The organism is Streptomyces sp. NPDC006872, assembly GCF_040635845.1.
Classification (GTDB): domain Bacteria; phylum Actinomycetota; class Actinomycetes; order Streptomycetales; family Streptomycetaceae; genus Streptomyces.
The window spans coordinates 47,964-65,928 of the sequence record NZ_JBEYIL010000028.1; the positions used below are offsets into that span (position 1 = coordinate 47,964).

At 70.5% G+C, this 17,965-nt stretch carries 18 protein-coding genes and 3 pseudogenes; 11 read left to right on the forward strand and 10 right to left on the reverse strand.

The window, feature by feature from the left end:
• The first annotated feature begins 160 nt into the window (after positions 1-160).
• The 4 genes from ABZ725_RS47885 to ABZ725_RS47900 all read left to right on the forward strand — a co-directional run bounded on the left by ABZ725_RS47885 (position 161) and on the right by ABZ725_RS47900 (position 3,248).
• A complete protein-coding gene (locus ABZ725_RS47885) occupies positions 161-1,201 on the forward strand; it encodes an acyl-CoA desaturase (protein WP_358808719.1) in 1,041 nt (346 codons plus the stop codon).
• Positions 1,202-1,465: 264 nt separating this feature from the next.
• Positions 1,466-2,287: an RNA polymerase sigma factor SigF gene (locus tag ABZ725_RS47890; RefSeq protein ID WP_358808720.1), complete on the forward strand. Its 822-nt coding sequence runs from the start codon at positions 1,466-1,468 to the stop codon at positions 2,285-2,287.
• A gap of 394 nt (positions 2,288-2,681) precedes the next feature.
• Positions 2,682-3,044, forward strand: coding sequence for a PRC-barrel domain-containing protein (locus ABZ725_RS47895; RefSeq protein WP_358808664.1), 363 nt, complete (start codon positions 2,682-2,684; stop codon positions 3,042-3,044).
• Positions 3,045-3,077: 33 nt separating this feature from the next.
• Complete coding sequence (locus tag ABZ725_RS47900; protein ID WP_358808665.1) at positions 3,078-3,248, forward strand: hypothetical protein; 171 nt, start codon at positions 3,078-3,080, stop codon at positions 3,246-3,248.
• Positions 3,249-3,293: 45 nt separating this feature from the next.
• Here ABZ725_RS47900 and ABZ725_RS47905 read toward each other — a convergent pair whose 3' ends face one another.
• From ABZ725_RS47905 to ABZ725_RS47915, 3 genes and pseudogenes are all read right to left on the reverse strand, one after another.
• Positions 3,294-3,794 carry an SRPBCC family protein gene (locus ABZ725_RS47905; RefSeq protein ID WP_358808666.1) on the reverse strand — a complete coding sequence of 167 codons (501 nt, stop codon included), beginning with the start codon at positions 3,792-3,794 and terminating at the stop codon, positions 3,294-3,296.
• A gap of 130 nt (positions 3,795-3,924) precedes the next feature.
• Positions 3,925-4,368, reverse strand: a pseudogene (locus ABZ725_RS47910) (hemerythrin domain-containing protein); the annotation flags it as partial.
• A gap of 33 nt (positions 4,369-4,401) precedes the next feature.
• The gene (locus ABZ725_RS47915) at positions 4,402-4,605 is read right to left on the reverse strand and encodes a hypothetical protein (RefSeq protein ID WP_358808667.1); all 204 of its coding nucleotides are present in this window, start codon (positions 4,603-4,605) and stop codon (positions 4,402-4,404) included.
• A 180-nt stretch (positions 4,606-4,785) separates the two neighbouring features.
• On the opposite strand from ABZ725_RS47915, the gene ABZ725_RS47920 reads away from it, so the two are divergent.
• Positions 4,786-5,262 carry a tautomerase enzyme gene (locus ABZ725_RS47920; protein ID WP_358808668.1) on the forward strand — a complete coding sequence of 159 codons (477 nt, stop codon included), beginning with the start codon at positions 4,786-4,788 and terminating at the stop codon, positions 5,260-5,262.
• 23 nt (positions 5,263-5,285) lie between these two features.
• Here the strand turns inward: ABZ725_RS47920 and ABZ725_RS47925 are convergent, their stop codons facing one another.
• On the reverse strand, positions 5,286-5,879 hold the full coding sequence (locus ABZ725_RS47925) for a TetR/AcrR family transcriptional regulator (protein ID WP_358808669.1): 594 nt from the start codon (positions 5,877-5,879) through the stop codon (positions 5,286-5,288).
• A 103-nt stretch (positions 5,880-5,982) separates the two neighbouring features.
• Here ABZ725_RS47925 and ABZ725_RS47930 point away from each other — a divergent pair, with 103 nt between their 5' ends.
• From ABZ725_RS47930 to ABZ725_RS47940, 3 genes are read left to right on the forward strand one after another with little or no spacing between them, the layout of a single operon-like run.
• Complete coding sequence (locus ABZ725_RS47930; RefSeq protein WP_358808670.1) at positions 5,983-6,414, forward strand: tautomerase family protein; 432 nt, start codon at positions 5,983-5,985, stop codon at positions 6,412-6,414.
• Complete coding sequence (locus tag ABZ725_RS47935; protein WP_358808671.1) at positions 6,407-7,417, forward strand: alcohol dehydrogenase catalytic domain-containing protein; 1,011 nt, start codon at positions 6,407-6,409, stop codon at positions 7,415-7,417. Before ABZ725_RS47930 ends, ABZ725_RS47935 begins: the two co-directional genes overlap by 8 nt.
• A 44-nt stretch (positions 7,418-7,461) precedes the next feature.
• Positions 7,462-8,145: a PaaI family thioesterase gene (locus ABZ725_RS47940; protein ID WP_358808672.1), complete on the forward strand. Its 684-nt coding sequence runs from the start codon at positions 7,462-7,464 to the stop codon at positions 8,143-8,145.
• Between the two features lie 135 nt (positions 8,146-8,280).
• On the opposite strand, the gene ABZ725_RS47945 is transcribed toward ABZ725_RS47940, so the two are convergent.
• The 6 genes and pseudogenes from ABZ725_RS47945 to ABZ725_RS47970 all read right to left on the reverse strand — a co-directional run.
• A complete protein-coding gene (locus ABZ725_RS47945) occupies positions 8,281-9,042 on the reverse strand; it encodes a GMC family oxidoreductase N-terminal domain-containing protein (RefSeq protein ID WP_358808673.1) in 762 nt (253 codons plus the stop codon).
• A 263-nt stretch (positions 9,043-9,305) separates the two neighbouring features.
• A pseudogene (locus ABZ725_RS47950) lies at positions 9,306-9,776 on the reverse strand (hypothetical protein); the annotation flags it as partial.
• The gene (locus ABZ725_RS47955) at positions 9,682-10,083 is read right to left on the reverse strand and encodes a hypothetical protein (protein WP_358808674.1); all 402 of its coding nucleotides are present in this window, start codon (positions 10,081-10,083) and stop codon (positions 9,682-9,684) included. The pseudogene ABZ725_RS47950 and the gene ABZ725_RS47955, both read right to left, overlap by 95 nt.
• Before the next feature lie 48 nt (positions 10,084-10,131).
• Positions 10,132-10,512 (reverse strand): hypothetical protein, encoded by a 381-nt coding sequence (locus tag ABZ725_RS47960; protein ID WP_358808675.1) that lies wholly within the window; start codon positions 10,510-10,512, stop codon positions 10,132-10,134.
• A gap of 25 nt (positions 10,513-10,537) precedes the next feature.
• The gene (locus ABZ725_RS47965) at positions 10,538-11,785 is read right to left on the reverse strand and encodes a helix-turn-helix domain-containing protein (RefSeq protein WP_358808676.1); all 1,248 of its coding nucleotides are present in this window, start codon (positions 11,783-11,785) and stop codon (positions 10,538-10,540) included.
• 148 nt (positions 11,786-11,933) lie between these two features.
• A pseudogene (locus tag ABZ725_RS47970) lies at positions 11,934-12,080 on the reverse strand (carboxyl transferase domain-containing protein); the annotation flags it as partial.
• Positions 12,081-12,808: 728 nt separating this feature from the next.
• Between ABZ725_RS47970 and ABZ725_RS47975 the strand changes: the two are divergent.
• From ABZ725_RS47975 to ABZ725_RS47985, 3 genes are all read left to right on the forward strand, one after another.
• Positions 12,809-14,938, forward strand: a complete 2,130-nt coding sequence (locus ABZ725_RS47975) for a hypothetical protein (protein WP_358808677.1) — start codon at positions 12,809-12,811, stop codon at positions 14,936-14,938.
• A gap of 98 nt (positions 14,939-15,036) precedes the next feature.
• On the forward strand, positions 15,037-16,536 hold the full coding sequence (gene pelF / locus ABZ725_RS47980; RefSeq protein ID WP_358808678.1) for a GT4 family glycosyltransferase PelF: 1,500 nt from the start codon (positions 15,037-15,039) through the stop codon (positions 16,534-16,536).
• Entirely contained in the window at positions 16,533-17,951 is a 1,419-nt protein-coding gene (locus ABZ725_RS47985) for a hypothetical protein (protein ID WP_358808679.1), read from the forward strand. The genes pelF and ABZ725_RS47985 overlap by 4 nt, the downstream gene beginning before the upstream one ends.
• Positions 17,952-17,965: the final 14 nt, after the last annotated feature.

Here is a 17,965-nt window from a genome sequence, read left to right on the forward strand (position 1 = left end):
GGGAAGCCGTTTCCGGGGTAACCGAGCAAAGCCAAGTTTCTCGCAGGCCTCGATGGCCGCCTCCCCGCGGAGGCGACTCGGCCGTGATCCCGCCGACGGCTGCGTGGAGTGAACTCCGGAGCGCACTGCCCGGGCATCCACCGAAAGGGTCGCGTCCGTGATCATCACTGATTCCCCGGTCCATCCTGCACATAGCCCTGGCAGTGACTTCGCCCGGCTGTCGAGGGCGATCGCCGACAGCGGTCTGATGGGCCGCCGCCCCGGCTACTACACCGCCCGTATCACCGCGGTGGCCGCCCTGTACGCGGGCGGATGGGCCGCCTTCGTCCTGATCGGCGCCAGCTGGTGGACCCTGGCGGTCGCGGCGCTGCTCGCCGTGGCTTTCGGCCAGGTCGCCCTGGTGACCCACGACATCGCCCACCGTCAGGTGTTCCGGCTGCGCAGGGCGAGCGAGAGGTACGGACGCATCGCCGCGAACGCCGGGATCGGTATGGGGTTCGGCTGGTGGCAGGAGAAGCACACCCGCCACCATGCCAACCCCAACCACGAGCAGCTCGACCCCGACATCGTCCCCGACCTGCTGGTCTGGACGCGGGCCCAGGCCGGCGCCGCCAGGGGACTGCCCCGGCTGATCGGCCGTGCGCAGGCTTTCCTGTTCTTCCCCCTTCTCACCTTGGAGAGCTTCAACCTGCATGTGGCAGGTGTCCGGGCGCTGGCAGACCGCTCGCTCAGGAACCGGTTCGCGGAGGGGGTCCTGCTCTTCGGGCACTTGGCCTGCTATCTCACCGTGTTGTTCCTGGTGCTGCCGCCCGGTATGGCGGTCGTCTTCCTCGCCGTCCACCAGGGCCTCTTCGGGCTGTACCTGGGCTCGATCTTCGCCCCCAACCACAAGGGCATGCCGGTTCTCACCGGCAAGGACCGCCCGGACTTCCTGCGCCGCCAGGTCCTCACCTCCCGCAATGTGCGCGGTGGCTGGTTCACCGACGTCGCGCTGGGCGGCCTGAACTACCAGATCGAGCACCATCTCTTCCCGAGCATGCCGAGCCCCAATCTGCGCAAGGCGCAGGTCATCGTCCGTCGCTACTGCGAGGAACTGGGCGTCGCCTACCTGCAAACCAGCCTGGCCGCTTCCTACGGGCAGGCGCTGCGCAGTCTCCACCAGGCCGGTGCCCCGCTGCGCCGCACCAAGTCCGCCGCGTAAAGCCCGCCCGCAGCGCCCGCTTCTCGCGCCGGAAGCGGCGAGGAGCCTCGCGGCGGTCGAACCACCCTGCTGTGGCTGCACGACGCGCGTGGCAACGCCCCGGGCCGTCCAGCGAACCGACCGTCAGGACTCGTACTGTCCGGACATGTATGCGGCCGGACGGGGCAGGAGACGCTTCTCTTGCTTTCCAGCTAAGGCGGCACCGTGACCTTTTCCGTGAACGCCCGCGAACCGACCGCTGTCAGCACGAAAACACCCGACGTCATGGATGACCTGCCGTGGATCGAGGACGGGAGCAAGGTCGCCCCCAAGGACGCGCGCGTGCTGTCCAAGCTGTTCCTGGACCGGCTGCAGACGCTGGAGGAGGGCACCCCCGAGTACCAGTACGCCCGCAACACGCTGATCGAGATGAACGTGTCCCTGGTGTCCTTCGCGGCTCGCCGCTTCCGCAACCGGGGCAGCGGCGAGATGGAGGACATCATCCAGGTCGGGACGATCGGTCTGATCAAGGCCATCGACCGGTTCGACCTGAGCCGTCGGGTCGAGTTCACCTCGTTCGCGATCCCCTACATCGTCGGCGAGATCAAACGCTTCTTCCGCGACACCACCTGGGCCGTCCACGTCCCACGACGCCTGCAGGAGCTGCGCGTCGAGCTCGCCAAGAGCAAGGAGACACTCACCACCACGCTGGGCCGCGCGCCCACGGTCAAGGAACTCGCGGCCGACCTGGAGCGGACCGACGACGAGGTCATCGAGGGCCTCGTGGCCGCCAACGGCTACATCGCCGGCTCCATCGACACCCCGGGCGGCGACGACGAAGCCGACAGCGCGCCGACATACGCGGACACGATGGGCGACGTCGACCCGGCCCTGGACCTGTTCGAGGACCTGTACTCGCTCGGCCCCCTGCTGCAACGGCTCGACGACCGGGAGCGGGCCATCATCGAGATGCGCTTCGGCCAGGAGATGACCCAGGCGGACATCGGCCGCGAGCTGAACGTGTCCCAGATGCACATCTCCCGCCTGCTGACCCGCACCCTGACCAAACTCCGCAGCGGTCTCGTGCCCGGATCGTCCACCGCTTGACAGCCGGCCTCGTTCGCGGGGCCGCGGTGCTCAGGGCGTGCGTGGGGTCGGACTCCTCGGGTAAACGGAGGGCAGCAGGGAGTGCCCCGCCATTCCTCCTTTTTCCGTGCGTCGTTCGCGGCGGTTTCCGTGACCGCCTTCGTTGGGGTGCCCAACGTCCCCGGTTTCACTCCCCCGTGGGATCCGGGATCCTTTTGACGAGAAGCAGGGGAACCATGTTTTTTCGACCTCCGAACCACGCGCAAATCCAAAACCCTCCCACATTGGATAGGCGGTTAAAATGGGGGTACCCGGGACCATGAAATCGGCCGACTTCGGAAGGCGGAGGGAAGAACCGCCGAATCCCACGAGACCGACCACCAGCAGAACCGGACACGAAGGACGTGAACGCCTGATGCCGGAGATCCGTTCAGCCGATGTCCGCGAGTGGCGCGACCATGACGTCGTGGACCCGAAGGGGCACAGGATCGGCTCGCTGGAGGCGATCTACGTCGACACCGCCACCGACCAGCCGGCCATGGCCACCGTCCGCACCGGGCTGCCCACTCGACACCGTCTCGTCTTCGTCCCCCTCGACCAGGCGATTCTGGGACCGGACTACGTCAAGGTCGCGCACTCCAAGGCGCTGGTGAAGAAGGCCCCCGCCATCGGCACCGACGACATCCTGCCCGCCGAGCAGGAAGAAGCGATCTTCCACCATTACGACATGACCTATCAGCCGGGCGCGGCCGGCGAACGACAGCTCGCGCGCCGCTGACACCCGAAACCCCGGCAGAGGAGATGCACCCCGATGGCGATCTTCCTGTTCCTGCTCCTCGTGGCCGTCGTCCTGGGACTCATCGGCGCGGTGGCGGACGGCCTGTTCTATCTCTTGATCATCGGCATCGTGATCGTGGTGGCCGACATCGCCTTCTTTGGCGTGCGGTCCTCCCGCCGCCTGCACGACCGCCCCCTACGATGACACCAGTGCCGGCCGCGGTCGACTGAGGGCGCGGGCCCTGACCCATTACGGGATCCCTGGCGCTGTTCCCCGCACTGCTCGCGCCGAGACCGCGTTTCCGGCCTCGGTGATCTGCTCTTCCGTCTCGCAGATACGGGCGAGGCGGGCCAGCACGGCACGGTGCCGGAGCTGGATGACGACCTCCGCGGCCGCGTTGTGCAGCAGTCCGCCGATGCCGCGCAGCGGATGTTCGTCCACGATGACCAGACACTGCTCGCCCCAGGGGCGCAGCTCGAACGCGATCCGCGCCGTCCCGACCGTGCCCGCCTTCGCCTCCAACTCCAGAACGCTCGGCTCCTCGGACCGCCGTACGACCGTCTCGTTGGTCAGGCGGAGCGGGCCGAGCCGGACCTCGTAGGAGAGCGCGGCGCCCACCTCCGGCCACCGACCCCGCTTCTCCCGTGACGCCGAGGTTCCCACCACCCACTCCGTGTAGCGGTCGCCGTCCGACAGGACGGCCCACACCGTCCATGGACTCGCCTTGACCAACCGATGCCGAACTGCCACGAGCACCTCCCGGGTCGTCACGTCCATCGCCGAGTGCCCGCATCGACGGCTTCCAACCAAAAGGGGACATTCAGGCACTGAACGTTGCGTCCTGTGGAGTGCTCGTGGATCACGGGTCCGGTCATCCGGCTCACGCCCTGTACAGGCGGGCCTCCCAACGGGCGTGCGAGCGGCGGCCGGAAAGGCGCCACAGGAGGCGGGCGGGCAGTGGCGCCTTGGTGAGAAGCGTTCGCTGCTCTTCAGGAGTCGCCACTGCCATCAACGCGCTGAAGGCGCGCAGCAGATGCTTCTTGTCCAGCTTCGCCAGGCTGACCTCGCCGAGTTCCTCCCATTCGGCGACGCTCAGACATTCGGCGGCCAACGGCAGGATGGTGTTCTCCTCCTCGTCCATGTGCGCGTTCAACACCGAGCCCAATTCGCTGAGTTGCGCCGCCACCTGCTCACAGAGGGGCTGCCGGGGGTCGGCGGCCAGTCCGTCCAGCGCGCCCGTCACCTGCGTGACCAGCTCTTCGAGCCGGTGGTGCTGTTCCTCCATGCGCGCGATCGCCTCGGTCTGCCCCGCCGTCCGTGCCGCGAGCCGGGGCCAGCGGAGGTCGTTCGACCACTGTCAGCGGTGGATCAGTCCGCCGTCGACGAAGATGACCTGGCCGGTGCTGAAGGCGGGGTTCTGCAGCTGCACGTGATGCGCGAAGAAGTCATCGTCGAGTTCGCGGAGCGTGGTCGGGGTACGCACGACGCTCGGGGCGAGGGCGTTGACCGTGACGTCGTACCGCGCGAGGTCGATCGCCGGCGCGTGAACGCAGCCGCTCACAACGCCCTCTTGACGGCCGAGGGCCCGGGTTCGCGCCAGGCACTGAGTACTCGGCCCAGCAGAGACCCACGCCTCGGCGTACGACACCAGTGACCCGAGCCGTACCTCACCAAGCGAGTAGAACACTCGTTATAGATCTGATGTAGAGTCACGTTATAACACTCGTCATAGGAGGCAGTCGTGACCGTCATCACCGTGAACACCCCAAAGGGACGCCTGGGCCTCGAGGAGCGCCGCGTGCTGGCCGAGACGCTGACGGACGCAGTGCTCGTCCCGGAGGTCGGCCAGTTCGCGCCGGCCGCGCGGGTCGGGTTCCAGGTGCACTTCGTGGAGCGCGAGCCCGACATGATGGCCATCGGCGGCCGTCTGCTGGCGGACAGCGGTCCGGGGCTCGACGTCATGGTGATCGACGTGGCGGTCATGGACGGGGACTGGCGCCGGGAGGTCCGGGCCGAGGTCATCGAGCGCCTCCTGGCCGCACTGGCCGAAGCCTGCGGATTGCCGGAGCCGTCGCCGGCCTGGTGGGTCAACTTCCGGGCCATCGACGAGGGCAGCTGGGGCTCCAGCGGCGGCGTGCTCTCCGTCCTCTCCCTCCTCGACAGCGGGGTGTTCACCGAGGAGAAGGCCAAGGCGATCCGCGCGGCGATCGAGGGCTGAGCCCCGGAGCCGCTCCCCCACCGTCAGGCCGGACGGTCGATCGCGCCGACGATCAGCGCTTCGAGCTGCTGCGCGACCTGATCCAGGGGCTGCGCGCCGCGCTTGGCGCGGCACATCGCGGTGGCACCCTCGACCGATGCCACGATGAGGGCCGCGAGACCCTCGGCCTGATCGCGGGCCACCCCGCGCTCCCCCAGCGACTCGGCGAGCAGCCGCTCCCAGCCCTCGAACGCCTCAGCGGCGGCGGCGAGGGCGGGCGGGGTCTCGTCGGCCGGCGGTTCCTCGACGGAGACGGCCAGCACGGGACAGCCGGCGCGGAAGTCGCTCTCGACGACGATGCCGCGCCACAGGCCCAGAAAAGCCTGCAGGCCGGCGACCGGGCCGCCCGCACGCAGCTCAGCGCGCAGGATGCGGGCGACCGCTCCGCCTGCATACCGCACCGCCTCGGTGGCCAACTGCTGCTTGCCCTCGGGGAAGTAGTGGTACGTCGAGCCGAGCGGGGCCTTGGCGTGTTTGGCCAGGTCCCGGATGCTCGTGGCGCTCAGGCCGCGCCTGCTGATCATGTCGGCCGCGCCTGCCACGATGCGCTCGCGCGACGGCGCGCTGGATTTGGCCAAGGCTGCACTCCCCTCTGGATATAACGCTCGTCATAGTCTAGCTTGAACCCCGGTTATAACGGTCGTCATAGACCGTGCGCCCGCTGAAGGGAAAGATTCCGTCATGCCGATGATCCGGCTCACCGTCCCGCCCGCTTCGCTGACCGAGGAGGGCCGTAAGACCGTCCAGCGCGACCTGGCTGCCGTACTGCTGCGCTGGGAGGGGGCACCCGACACCGCGTTCTTCCGGGCCCAGGCATGGAGCTACCTGGTCGAGCTGCCCGAAGGGGCGCAGGTCACCGCCGAGGACGACGCACCCCGCTTCCTCGTGGACGTCACCGTCCCGCAGGGCGCGCTGTCCGAGCGCCGCAAGGCGGGCCTGGTCGAGGACGCGACGAAGACCGTGCTGGCCGCCGCCGGACTCACCCCGGACGACGCGCTGTGGGTGTGGGTGCTCGTGCACGAACAGCCCGACGGCACCTGGGGCGCGGGCGGCTCCGTCATCCGCTACGCCGACCTCGTCGCCCTGGCGAAGGGGCAGCGCACCGATGCGTGAACTGACCTACGTCGCCCGCCGCACCGTCGAATGGCGCGAGGCACCCGACCCCAAGCTCCAGTCCGACCAGGAGGCCGTCGTCGCGCCCGTCGCGGCCACCTCCTGCGACGTGGACTCCGCGATCCTGGCCGGACACGGTTTCATCGACCCGCCGTTCGCCCTCGGCCACGAGTGCGTCGCCCGGGTCGTCGACGTCGGCGACACCGTGACGACCGTGGTCCCCGGCGATCTCGTCGTCGTCCCGTGGTCCATCAACTGCGGGGCGTGCGACCACTGCCGAGCCGGACTCACCGCCCACTGCACCGCCGTACCCCACATGGCCATGTACGGCGCGCCGATCGGCGGCAGTTGGGGCGGTCTCTTCTCCGACCTGGTCCGGGTGCCCTTCGCCGACGCGATGCTCGTCCCCCTGCCCGAGGGCCTCGACCCGGTCGCCATGGCCTCGGCCAGCGACAACTGGTCCCTGTCCTGGCGCCTGGTCGCACCCCACCTGAAGAACAGGCCCGGCGCCAGCGTCCTGGTCGTCGCCCGCGGCAGCATCGGCCTGTACGTGTGCGACATCGCCCGCGCACTCGGCGCCTCCGACGTCCTGTACGTCGACCCCGACCCCAGACACCGCGAGATCGCCCGGGGCTACGGTGCCGCCACCGCCGAGACGCTTGAACCGGTCCGGCACGGCTTCGACATCGCCGTGGAGGCCACCGGCCGCGTCGAACAGCTCGCCCTGGCCGTCAAGTCCCTTGCCCCGGAAGGCATCTGCGAGTCCGCCGGCAACCACTTCCGCCCCGGCGAACTGCCCCTCCTCGACATGTACCTCACCGGCGTCACCCTGCGCGTCGCCCGCGACAACGTCCGCAACCACATCCCCGACGCCCTCGACCTCGCCCGCTCGGGCAAGGTCGACCCGGCGCGGGTCGTCTCCCACGTCTTCGACTGGGAACAACTCCCCGACGCCCTGCCCGAGAAGCACCTCAAGCCCGTCTTCGTCCGCGCCGACCGCTGACGGCGTCGCGACCACGACCCACTACGCCCCGACCGAGAAACCTGATGAACGTAGTAGCCACCGAATCCCCCGCGACGAACCCCGACCCCGTACGACCGACAGGAGAGGAACTGGACCTCCAACGGGCGGCGATCGCCGGTCTCGGCCACGAACTGCGAGCACTGGTGGACGCCACCGTACGCACCGCGGCCTCGACCGAAGTCCTGCACCGCGTGACGGACGGCGTGCGCCGGCTGACCGGGCAGTTGACGGGCCGCCGACGCGTACGAGCGGAGATCCCGGCCGTGGACCGGTTCCCCGGAGGGGTACGCATGTACAGCCCCGTCACCGGAGCCGGCAGCCCCCTCGCTCCGCCCATGGAGGTGACTCGGGACGGTGATGGCGTCGTCGGTCGCTGCACCCTCGGGATCGCCCACGAAGGACCGCCCGGTTACGGGCACGGTGGCATGAGCGCCATGTTGCTGGACGAACTGATGGGCTGGGCCTGCGCCGCCGCCGGAATGCCCGGCATGACGGTCTCCCTACAGGTGCGCTACCACCGACCCGTCCCCCTGGAGGCACCCCTGCGGGTCTACGCGCGGGTCACGGGCACCGAGGGCCGCAAGATCTTCGTGGACGGGTCGATCAGCACCGAGGAGGACCCGTCGGTCGTCGTGGTCACCGCAGACGGCGTCTTCGTCTCGCCTGACCCCGACCGCACTCGCGCCCTGTTCCCGAACGTCCGTTGAAAGCCGTCGACATCGCACACCACTGATCGGCTCAGCGCAGATCGTGGCGTACGGCGTGCGCGACGAGTTCGCCTGTCAGCCACGGTTCCGCCGACCAGCGCTGCCATCGGAGCCAATGACTGAAGAATTTCCAGGTCACCGAGGTGGGGGCCGTCGGAGGAGGACAGGTGCAGGCAGCCGCCCAGCCAGGAGTCGGTGGGTTCGCCGAGGTCCCGCCGCGGGGCCCACTCCAACAGCGCCTGGGGATGGTCGACGGTCAGGTTCGGGCGGTCGAGGGCGGCCCGCAGGCAGCTGACGCCCGTGTTGAGCCGCACACCGTCGACGGCGTTCGACGGCACCGGACCGAAGCCCGGCGTGCTCTGGGCGTTCTTGTCCGGCTCGTGGGGGGAACCCCAGCTCCTGTGCCGCGACGGCGAACGCCGCCGCAGCGGGATGCTCGAGTTCTCCGCGGCGGACGAGCACCGGGCCGTCGGCGCCGTGCAGGTCGCCGGCTCCGAAGTCGAGGTCGGTCTCCATCGCGCGGAGAGACGGCAGGATCCGCTCGTAGACCCAAGCGGGATTGCCGGCCGCCGCCCAGCGGTCGAAGTCCTCGCGCCGGGCACGGATGAAGTAGCCGCCGTTGACGGTCGTCGAACCGCCGAGGTACCGGCCGCGGACCACGGTGTGAGGGCGTCCGGGTGTCAAGTGGGCGGGGAAGGCCCGAACCGCCGGGTGGCCTGGCTGGGCGCCGGGGACGAGGCGTGCGTCCAGCAGTTCAGCGGGAACCCGGTACGGGTCGGCCGGAATCGGTCCGGCCTCCAGTAGCAGCACCCTGCGGTCGCTGTCCTCACTGAGCCGCGCGGCCAGCGTCGCACCGGCGGCACCTGCCCCGACCACGATCACGTCGGTCCGGCTCATCGGGCGGGCTTCCCGCGGTCGTCGGTGCGGACGACGCGGGGACGCAGGGCCGCGGTGGAGCGGCCCTTGACGGCGGAGCCACACTCCGGCCCCGTAGGCGAGGTCGTCGAGGCATCGTGCGATGGCGTAGCGGATCAGGTCCAGGGAGGCGCGGTCGCGACGGTGTTCGAGTGCGATGTCGGTCAGGGCGGCGACCGCCGCCGCTCTGCGGATACGGCGCGATGCGGTGCAGCCGACCGCGGTGAGCGGCCACCAGTGCCGGGTCAGCAGGGCGGAGGCTTGGGACAGGGACGTGACGGTGCCGTGAGCCGCAGCGCCATCCGGTACGGGTCCTGGGTGCCGGAGAGCCTGCGGGCGATCCTGACGGCCGTGATCCCGAAGACGGCTCCGGCGGCGGGCAGTGACCACCGGCGCTGGGCGAGCAGCGCGAGCACCAGCGCGGTGCTCCACGGGGCGAACACTGCGGGGGCGATGAACCGGGGGTGGCGCTCGGCCAGCGGGTGGGCGCCCGTTCCGTACGCCGCCTTGCGCAGGAACCAGTCGTGGACTCGGGCCCGGTGTTCGTGAGCCGCCTCGACAGCCGGTTCGTAGCGCACTCGCCAGCCGCTCTCGATCAGCCGCCAGCACAGGTCTACGTCCTCACCGACCCTCATCCGCTCGTCGAACCCGTCTTGCAGAGCCATAGACCGGGTACAGCCGTCGGTCGTCGATCGCCATGTCGAAGAACGCCGGCCGGACGCCCACGCCCACGAGCCCGAGGTCGGCGATCCGGTCGAGCTGACGCAACACCCGGGGAACCTCCAGCCGCTGTTGGGAGACCGTGCCGACCCCGGTCAGCCGCGCGGGTTGATCAGCCACGAGTTCGGCGACCGCTTCGTTGAGGGCGTCCGCCGGGGCACCCCACTCGTACTCGGCATGCACCACCGCGCACGCATCGGCGACCTCGAGCTCCGCCAGCAACTCGCTGACACCCGCGAGCGCCGTGTCGGCGACTCCGAGGGCCGCCTGGTAGCCGGCGACCAGCCTCTCGGGGGGCGACATCCTGGTGTGGGCGCTTGTCGTGCGGGAGGCGCACGCGCGCATCGATGATCATGAAGCACTCCTTCGGCGGTCGGCCACCTCGTCGAGAGACACGGGCGACATCGGCGCGGTCTGTGGGAGGTCGGCCGCCCGCAGCCTGTGACTCCCCCGGTGGGCCTCGACCACGAGCAAGGACGTGTCGACCACGTGATCGACGATGCTGTCGAGCGAGTGCTCGCCGTCCGGGCGGTACCACCGCATCACGCCGGTGCACAGATCCAGCAGATGCAGGCGCGTGAGGTGCCGGTCACCGACCGTGAAGGTCCCGGCCTGTCGGCCGGCCTCCAGGACCGACTGCCAGATCGCCTCGTAGCAGCAGGTCGTCCTTGGTCCCGACGTCGTCCCCTCAGGGACGTCAAGAGCCCTCAGGGCATCGACGGCGTTGCACACGGGGGGGGGGGTGGGTGAGTTGGGTTCAGCCGTCGGTCGAGCGTGAGGGAGAAGCCGAAGGGCGGGCGGACTCCGGTGCCGGCCGGGTGTGTTCGCGAGGTGGCCCGGAGGCCGCGCCGGCCCGCAGGGCCACTTCCAGCTCGAAACGGGTCTCCGAATCCTGCAGGGTCTCGCCGAACAGTTTCTCCAGCTGCCGCATCCGGTACCGCACGGTCTGCGGATGGATGTGCAGCCGCTGGGCGGTGCCCCCGACACTGCTCTCGCTCTGCAGCCACGCCAGCAGCGTCTCCGCAAGCCGGTCGCGCTGCGGCGCGGGAATGCCGGCCAGCGGGGCGAGAACCCGGTGCGACAGCGCCCGGACCAGCGGCTCGTCCGCGTACAGGAGCAGCGTCGAGAGGTGGTCGGCGCACCGGATCACGCCCTCGCCGGGCAGGACACCGCGCCGCATGAGCGACAGGGCGCGGGCCGCCCAGCGCAGTGAGTCCGTGATCTGGGCGAGCGGAACCGTCGGCCCGACCGCGGCGGACCGGCCCTGGAGCGCCGGGGCGAGGGCGCGCCCGTGCGAGGGGCCGGTCGTGTCCGGGTCCGGGATGACCAGCCGGGCCGGGCGGGCGGTCAGGTCGGTCAGCACTCCGGCGGGCAGCAGCAGTTCGTCGCTCTCCTGCCCGGTCCCACCCACCGCGATGACGGCGACCCGCTGCGGCATGGGCCAGCGCGCGGCGCGGGCGAGTTCCTCGACCGCTTCCGCGGAGGGCGGCGGATCGGCGAACAGCAGGTCCAGCAGGCGCTTGCGGCGGCGTTGTAACTCTCCGATGCTGCGCAGCCGGGCCTCGGTGTGGCCTTCGGTGGCCGCCTGCATGATCTCGTGCATGTGGGTGAAGGCCGCGTCCGCAAGTGCGGCCACCTCGCCGGAGTCCAGTTCGAGTTCGTCGGCGGCCTTCATCATGCGCCGCCAAGCGGCCCGCCCGCCGAGCCTGAGCGCGGCCTGGAGCACTTCGAGGCCGCGTCCTTCGCCGACTTCACCTCGCCCGATCTCCTGGTACGTGTGAACGACGCGCTCCCCGCTCCGGCCGACGCCTGCGATGCGGTCCACGAAGAGGGTCAACGCCTGGTTGACTCCGGCTCTGATGGTCCGCACGTACGCGTCGTCGGCGGGCCGTGCGTACTCGGGCACCTGAAACTGCACCTCGCGTGCCACTTCGACGGCTATGTCGTCGAGATGGGGGCGCAGAAAATCTGCCAGTCGGTGAGGGACGAAGGCGAATGGATCCATGCGGGCTGCTCCTACCGCTCGGTCAAGGCGGTCCTCCGACGATATCCCCCGCCGGTCTCTGCCGACCTGTCCCGGGGTTATAAGGCGGAGCTCTACTGTTGTCCGTACATGACAAACGTGTGTGACAAATCCGTGCAGCTCAGACCAAGGCGGCGCCGCCCGTGCACGGGCCCATGATCACGGAGATCTGCGGGATGACGCCCGACGCCTGGAGGTTACGGCGGGCCGGCTCGGCGTAGAGAGCGAGGGAGGCCACGCCCTCCTGAACGCGAGCGCCACCGGAGTCGTCGAGGACGCCGCACGGCGAGGTCCGCGAGTCGCTCCGCCGTCATACGCGCAGCGGACGCAGGCGATCCCAGGCTTTCCGCAATCGAGGTCACCACCACCTCCGCCGGGGCTTGCGAGCATGACAGATCTGCAAGGCGTCGTCTTCTTTCCGGCCCCCAATGTGAATTTGTTGAGTAGTCTGGGGTCCGCGTTTATACAAAAACTACAAATGGACGGCACCCCCTCGCTCAGAGGGAAGCCGGATTGCTTCAAGCCACGCCCACCAAGGCTCAGACGCCACCATCCACACCCTCCCCACCTGCGAAGACACAGGGCGAAAGAGGCCCCCGCCGGCCGGACGGCCCGCTTCGTGAAAGCGCGAGGCTGATATTCAGCCGGTTCCAGACGCTCTTTTTATGGTACGGACCATAGGCATTCGACTGGCGGGCCACCGGGCTCGCCAGCCCATAGAAAAGGGCGCTGACCATTGGTTGAATCCCTCACGCCTATCCGGCCCCAACGGCACCCCTGACGCGATAACAGTCGAATTGGTTGCCTGGCCGACCTGGTGAACACCTATGGTTTTCCGTCACCTTTCACAGGATGACCATGAGAGACACACAGGCTCTCCACTATGTTGACGCCACTGACGCGGTGACGACTGGCCCCTGAGTGGGATGCCGGCGTCCCGCGAGGGAGTACGTCCGCTCCCAGAGAGCCGTACTCACCCCCCGCCTGGAGAGGGAACTTCACCGCATGAAGCGGACCACACGCACTGCCGCACTGACGGCGGGCGCGCTCATCGCTGCGCTCGGCCTCCCCGCCGGTACGGCACACGCCGACGACATCCCGCCCCGAGTGGACCTGCGGGTCCTCGTGGTGAGCGACGGAGGACCGGCGACCGACGCCATCACGGCGGAACTCGACACCGCAGGCACGCCGTACACCGAGATAGACCTCGGCGTGGCCGGCAGACAGGTGATCAACGCGGCCTTCCTCTCGGACACCGTGCTCGGCCGGCCGCGCGCCAAGTTCCAGGCCGTCGTGCTGCCCAACGACAACCCGTTCGTGGCCGGTTCGGCGGAGATGGCGGCGCTCGCCGCCTACGAGCGGACGTACGGGATCCCGCAGGTCGACGCATACACCTACGCGCGCCCCGAGGCGGGACTGCAGGACGCCGCCCAGGGCGGCTACTCCGGCCGCCTCGACGGCGTACGGGCCGCGGTGACCACCGCCGGCCGGGCAGGCCCCTTCGGCTACCTCGACGGCCCGGTCCCCTTCGAGGACAACGACCCGGCGGTGAACGAGAGTTACGCATACCTGTCGACACCCGCAGCGGGCGCCGACTTCACGTCGTACGTGGACGCCCCGATCCCCGGGAAGTCGACACGGGGCTCACTGGTGGGCGAGTACCGGCACGACGGACGGCGCGAGCTCGTCGTCACCTTCGTCTACAACCACAACCAGCAGCAGTTCCGGCTGCTGGCCCGCGGCATCGTGGAGTGGATGACCGGCGGGGTCCACCTCGGGGCCACCCGCAACTACTTCGCCGTGCACGTGGACGACGTGTTCGCGTCCGACGACCGCTGGAACAGCACCCTCAACTGCACGCCCGGCGACGTCGACTGCACCGACCCGAACGCCACCCCGGACCCGATCCGTATGAACGCCGCGGACGTCACCTTCGCCACCGACTGGCAGACCCGGCAGGGCGTCACCCTGGACCTGGCCTACAACGCGGTCGGCACCGTCGACCAGCGCGCCGACAACAACGGCGTGGACCTGCTGGCCGACGCGCTCCTCGCCAAGAAGACCCAGTTCCGCTGGATCAACCACACCTACACCCACGCCTTCCTGGGCTGTGTGCAGAACATCACCGTGGTGCCGTGGAAGTGCGACACCAACGCCAACGGCACCACCAAGTGGGTCCCTCTGGCCGACATCTCCACCGAGATCGCCCAGAACCGCACCTGGGGCCAGACCGCCGGACTCCCGCTGAACAACAAGGAGTTGGTCACCGGCGAGCACTCCGGCATGAAGGTGCTGCCGCAGCAGCCGGTCGACAACCCCAACCTGGCCACGGCCCTCAGCCTGAACGGCATCACCTCGCTCGGCTCGGACAACTCCCGTGAGCCCGCCCAGCGTCAGCTCGGCCCCGCCCTCACCGTCCCGCGCTACCCCGTGAACGTCTTCTACAACGCGGGCCGCGCGGCCGAGCAGGTCGACGAGTACAACTGGATCTACACCAAGCGCGCCCAGGGCGGCAGCGGCATCTGCGAGGACAACCCGGCCACCACCACCTGCCTGTCGGCACCGCTGAACACGGCCACCGGCTACGCCGACCGCATCGTGCCGCTGGAGACCCGCGCCGCGCTCGGGCACCTGCTCTCGGGCGACCCCAAGCCGCACTTCATCCACCAGTCGAACCTCACCGAGGACCGCCTCGCCTACCCGGTCCTCAACGGCGTCCTCGACGGCTACCGCGCCCTGTTCGCGGACAACACCCCCGTGGTGAACCTGCGGATGGAGGACATCGGCATCGAACTCCAGCGCAGGGCGGCATGGCAGAACGCCCTCAAGGCCGGCCAGGTGACCGCCTACCGCATCGGCAACGCGGTCACCGTCCAGGGACCGTTCGGGGTGGCCGTCAGCACTTCCCTGCCGACCGGGACCACCATGGGCGGCGCCGCCTTCGGGACGGCGTACGCGGGCAGGCTCTCCGGCTGGAATCCCTCCGTCGGCCTCCCGATCACGCTCACTCTCCCGGCCTCCGCCACGGCCACGGCCGCCGCGACCTCCGGGAGTCTCACGGCGACGGAGCCCGCCCCGGACACCCGTGTCCCCGCGGGCGTCATCGAGCAGGTTGCGGGCACCGCGTCCGACTGAACGGCGCACCGACCCACGCACAGGACCGAACGGTGCGCCCCTCACCGGGGGCGCACCGGGCGAGAACCACCCCCACACCTCGGCCGTGGAGCCCATTGATGCACGTTCCCCACGACGCGCGACGCCCCAGCCGGGCGCGCGTCACCCTGCTCACCGAAGGCACCTACCCGCACAGTCACGGCGGCGTGAGCGTCTGGTGCGACCAGCTCGTCCAGGGCATGCCCGACTTCGAGTTCAACGTCATCGCCGTCACCGGCACCGGACGCGAACCGATCGTCTGGGGGCTGCCCACGCATGTCTCGCGGGTCCGGTCCGTCCCCATGTGGGGCGACCCGCCCGAGGGCCGAGCGCCCCGGGGCCGCGCCCGCGCCCGACTGGGCGACGCCTACGAGGAGTTCCTCACCGCCCTGCTCGACCCGCGCACCGAGGCCCGTTTCCCGCACGCCCTGTACGTGCTGGCCCGGGCGGCGGCGGGCAGGACGCTCAGTCCCTTCCTGCGCGGCGACCAGGCGATCGCGATCCTCTGCTCGGTGTGGAACCGGCCGGGACTGGCCGTGCGCGAGGCCGCCCCGAGCCTGCACGACGCGCTCACCGCGACCGCCCTCCTGGAACACGCCCTGCGCCCGCTGGCCGTACCGCTCCCGCGCACCGGTGTCGCACACGCGGTCAGCGGGGGTCTCGCCGTCCTGCCGGGCCTTGCGGCACTCGATCAGCACGGCGTGCCCCTGCTGTTGACCGAGCACGGCGTCTATCTGCGCGAGCGCTACCTGGGCTACCGCATCGCGCCCTACCGCTGGCCGGTGAAGGCGGTCGTGCTGGGCTTCTTCCGGCTGCTGGCGCAGGAGAGCTACCGCCGGGCCGCCCTGATCACCCCCGGCAACCGGTACAACCGGCTGTGGGAGGAACAGGGCGGCGCGGCGCCGGAGTCGATCCGCACGGTGTACAACGGCGTGGACCCGACGGCCTTTCCCCCCGCCGGACCCGAGCCGCAGGCGCTCACTCTCAGCTGGGCGGGCCGGGTCGACCCGATCAAGGACCTGGAGACCCTGATCCGCGCCTTCGCGCTGGTACGGGCTCAACTCCCGCACACCCGGCTGCGGTTGTTCGGCGGTACACCACGCGGCGGCGAGGCCTACCGGGAGCGCTGCGAGGCGCTGGCGGCCGAGCTCGGACACGGGGACGCGGTGACCTTCGAGGGGCGCGTCGACGACATCCGGGACGCCTACGCGGCCGGCAACGTGGTGATGCTGTCCAGCATCAGCGAGGGCTTCCCGTTCACCCTGATCGAGGCCATGTCGTGCGGGCGGGCGACCGTCTCCACCGACGTGGGCGGAGTGCGGGAGGCGGTCGGCTCCACCGGATTCGTCGTGCCACCGCGCGATCCCGCGTCGATGGCCGCGGCGGCGCTGGAACTGCTGGGCGACCCGGCGCGGCGCCGGGGAATGGGCGAGGCGGCGCGGCTGCGGGTGATCGAGCAGTTCACGCTGCGTCAGACCGTCGACACCTTCCGCGCGATCTATCTCGAACTGCCCACACTGGAGCGGGAGTTCGAGTGCACACCGGTCCTGGCGGAGCCCGTCGTCGCGGTCGCCGGATGAGCGGGCCGATATTCCTCGAGCCCAGCGGTTCCGAGCAGGACACGCTGATGTTGCGGCTTTCCGACATCCAGCCGCCACGCCGTCGGCCGCGCTGGGCCGCCGACGACTCCACACTCACCATCCGGTTGCCCTGGCTCGGTCCCGACGACGAGGCGGTGAGCCGGCTCGCCGCCGAACTCGCCGATCGGATCGGGCCCGCCGTCCACCCCTACGAGGTGGCCGCGATCCTGGAGGTGGAGGGCCTGTCGGCGTCGACGATCAGGGAGCGGTACGGCCACCCGAACCTGTTCTCGTTGGCCGCCGCGCTGTTCGAGCTGGTGCCGCGGACCTTCCCGGAACCGGCCCCGGCGGCCGACCCATGGCGTCCGGACACCGCGCGCTGTCTGCTGCGGGGGGTGCTGTTCGCCCTGCCGGGCCTCGCGTACCTGCTCACCGCGCCGCTGTGGAACGCCGGGGAGCACGCCCCCGCGCTGATCGTGGCGGGGCTGGTCTCCTGGGCCTGGGGTCAGGCGCTCGGTCACCGCGCCCACCTGCGGTTGGCGACCGGACGAGGGGAAGGGGGCCGTACTCTGCTGGCCGGCGCGCCCATGGGGGCCGTACTGGCCACCGCGGCGGCCGCGCCGCTCGCCGACGGCATGCCGGTGCTCCTGACGGCGGCCGCGCAGTCGCTGTACCTGGCGGCGGCCGGGGTGCTGCTGGTGCTGGCCCGCGAGCGGCTGCTGCTGGCCGCGCTCTCCCCGCTGGTCGCCGGGGCCGTCGTACTGCCCTGGTGGGAGCCGGGCGACCTGGCGAGGGCCGGGCTGCCGGCGCTGGCCCTGCTGGGGACGCTCGCCGCGACCGCTCGGGCGCTCAGGGGACCCCTCGCCACACCCGCCGTGTCCGGCGCGGCCCGGCCGCCCGCACTGGCGTCCCTTCCCTACGGCCTGTTCGGACTGGCGGCCGGGGTGCTGGTGCTGCTGGAGGCGCGCGAGGAGCCGTACGCGGTGATCGTGCTGACCGTCAGCATGGGGCCGGCCGAGTGGCTGCTGTACCGGTACCGCGGTCTGTCGGTGGCTGCACTGCGCGCCACCGCGACACCGACGGAGTTCCTGCTGCGCTCGACCGGCGTCCTCGCGCTCTGTCTGCTCGGCTACCTGCTGCCGCTGTGGCCGGCGGCCCTGCTCATCGGCGTCGGACCCGCCGCGCTGCTGTCGCTCGGGGCGGCCCTGTGGATCGCCCTGCTGCTCCAGGCGTTCGGGGTGGCCTGGCCGTCGGCGGTCGTCTGTCTCACCGCGGCGGGCGGTGCCGGGGTGCTGACGCTCCTCGACCTGCCGCCGGGCCCGGGCGACGCGCTCGCCCTGTGCTGCGGCGCCGCCGCGCTGTATCTGTCGGCGTGCGCGCTGTGGCTGCTCGGCCGTCCCGCGCCACACGCGTAGGCGGCCCGCCCCAC

Bases quoted from the DNA above. Each gene is read 5' to 3' on its own strand.
- ABZ725_RS47890 (WP_358808720.1), top strand. From the start codon at position 1,466: ATGGATGACCTGCCGTGGATCGAGGACGGGAGCAAGGTCGCCCCCAAG.
- ABZ725_RS47895 (WP_358808664.1), top strand. From the start codon at position 2,682: ATGCCGGAGATCCGTTCAGCCGATGTCCGCGAGTGGCGCGACCATGAC.
- ABZ725_RS47900 (WP_358808665.1), top strand. From the start codon at position 3,078: ATGGCGATCTTCCTGTTCCTGCTCCTCGTGGCCGTCGTCCTGGGACTC.
- ABZ725_RS47930 (WP_358808670.1), top strand. From the start codon at position 5,983: ATGCCGATGATCCGGCTCACCGTCCCGCCCGCTTCGCTGACCGAGGAG.
- ABZ725_RS47935 (WP_358808671.1), top strand. From the start codon at position 6,407: ATGCGTGAACTGACCTACGTCGCCCGCCGCACCGTCGAATGGCGCGAG.
- ABZ725_RS47940 (WP_358808672.1), top strand. From the start codon at position 7,462: ATGAACGTAGTAGCCACCGAATCCCCCGCGACGAACCCCGACCCCGTA.
- ABZ725_RS47945 (WP_358808673.1), bottom strand. From the start codon at position 9,042: ATGAGCCGGACCGACGTGATCGTGGTCGGGGCAGGTGCCGCCGGTGCG.
- ABZ725_RS47955 (WP_358808674.1), bottom strand. From the start codon at position 10,083: ATGTCGCCCCCCGAGAGGCTGGTCGCCGGCTACCAGGCGGCCCTCGGA.
- ABZ725_RS47965 (WP_358808676.1), bottom strand. From the start codon at position 11,785: ATGGATCCATTCGCCTTCGTCCCTCACCGACTGGCAGATTTTCTGCGC.
- ABZ725_RS47975 (WP_358808677.1), top strand. From the start codon at position 12,809: ATGAAGCGGACCACACGCACTGCCGCACTGACGGCGGGCGCGCTCATC.
- pelF (WP_358808678.1), top strand. From the start codon at position 15,037: ATGCACGTTCCCCACGACGCGCGACGCCCCAGCCGGGCGCGCGTCACC.
- ABZ725_RS47985 (WP_358808679.1), top strand. From the start codon at position 16,533: ATGAGCGGGCCGATATTCCTCGAGCCCAGCGGTTCCGAGCAGGACACG.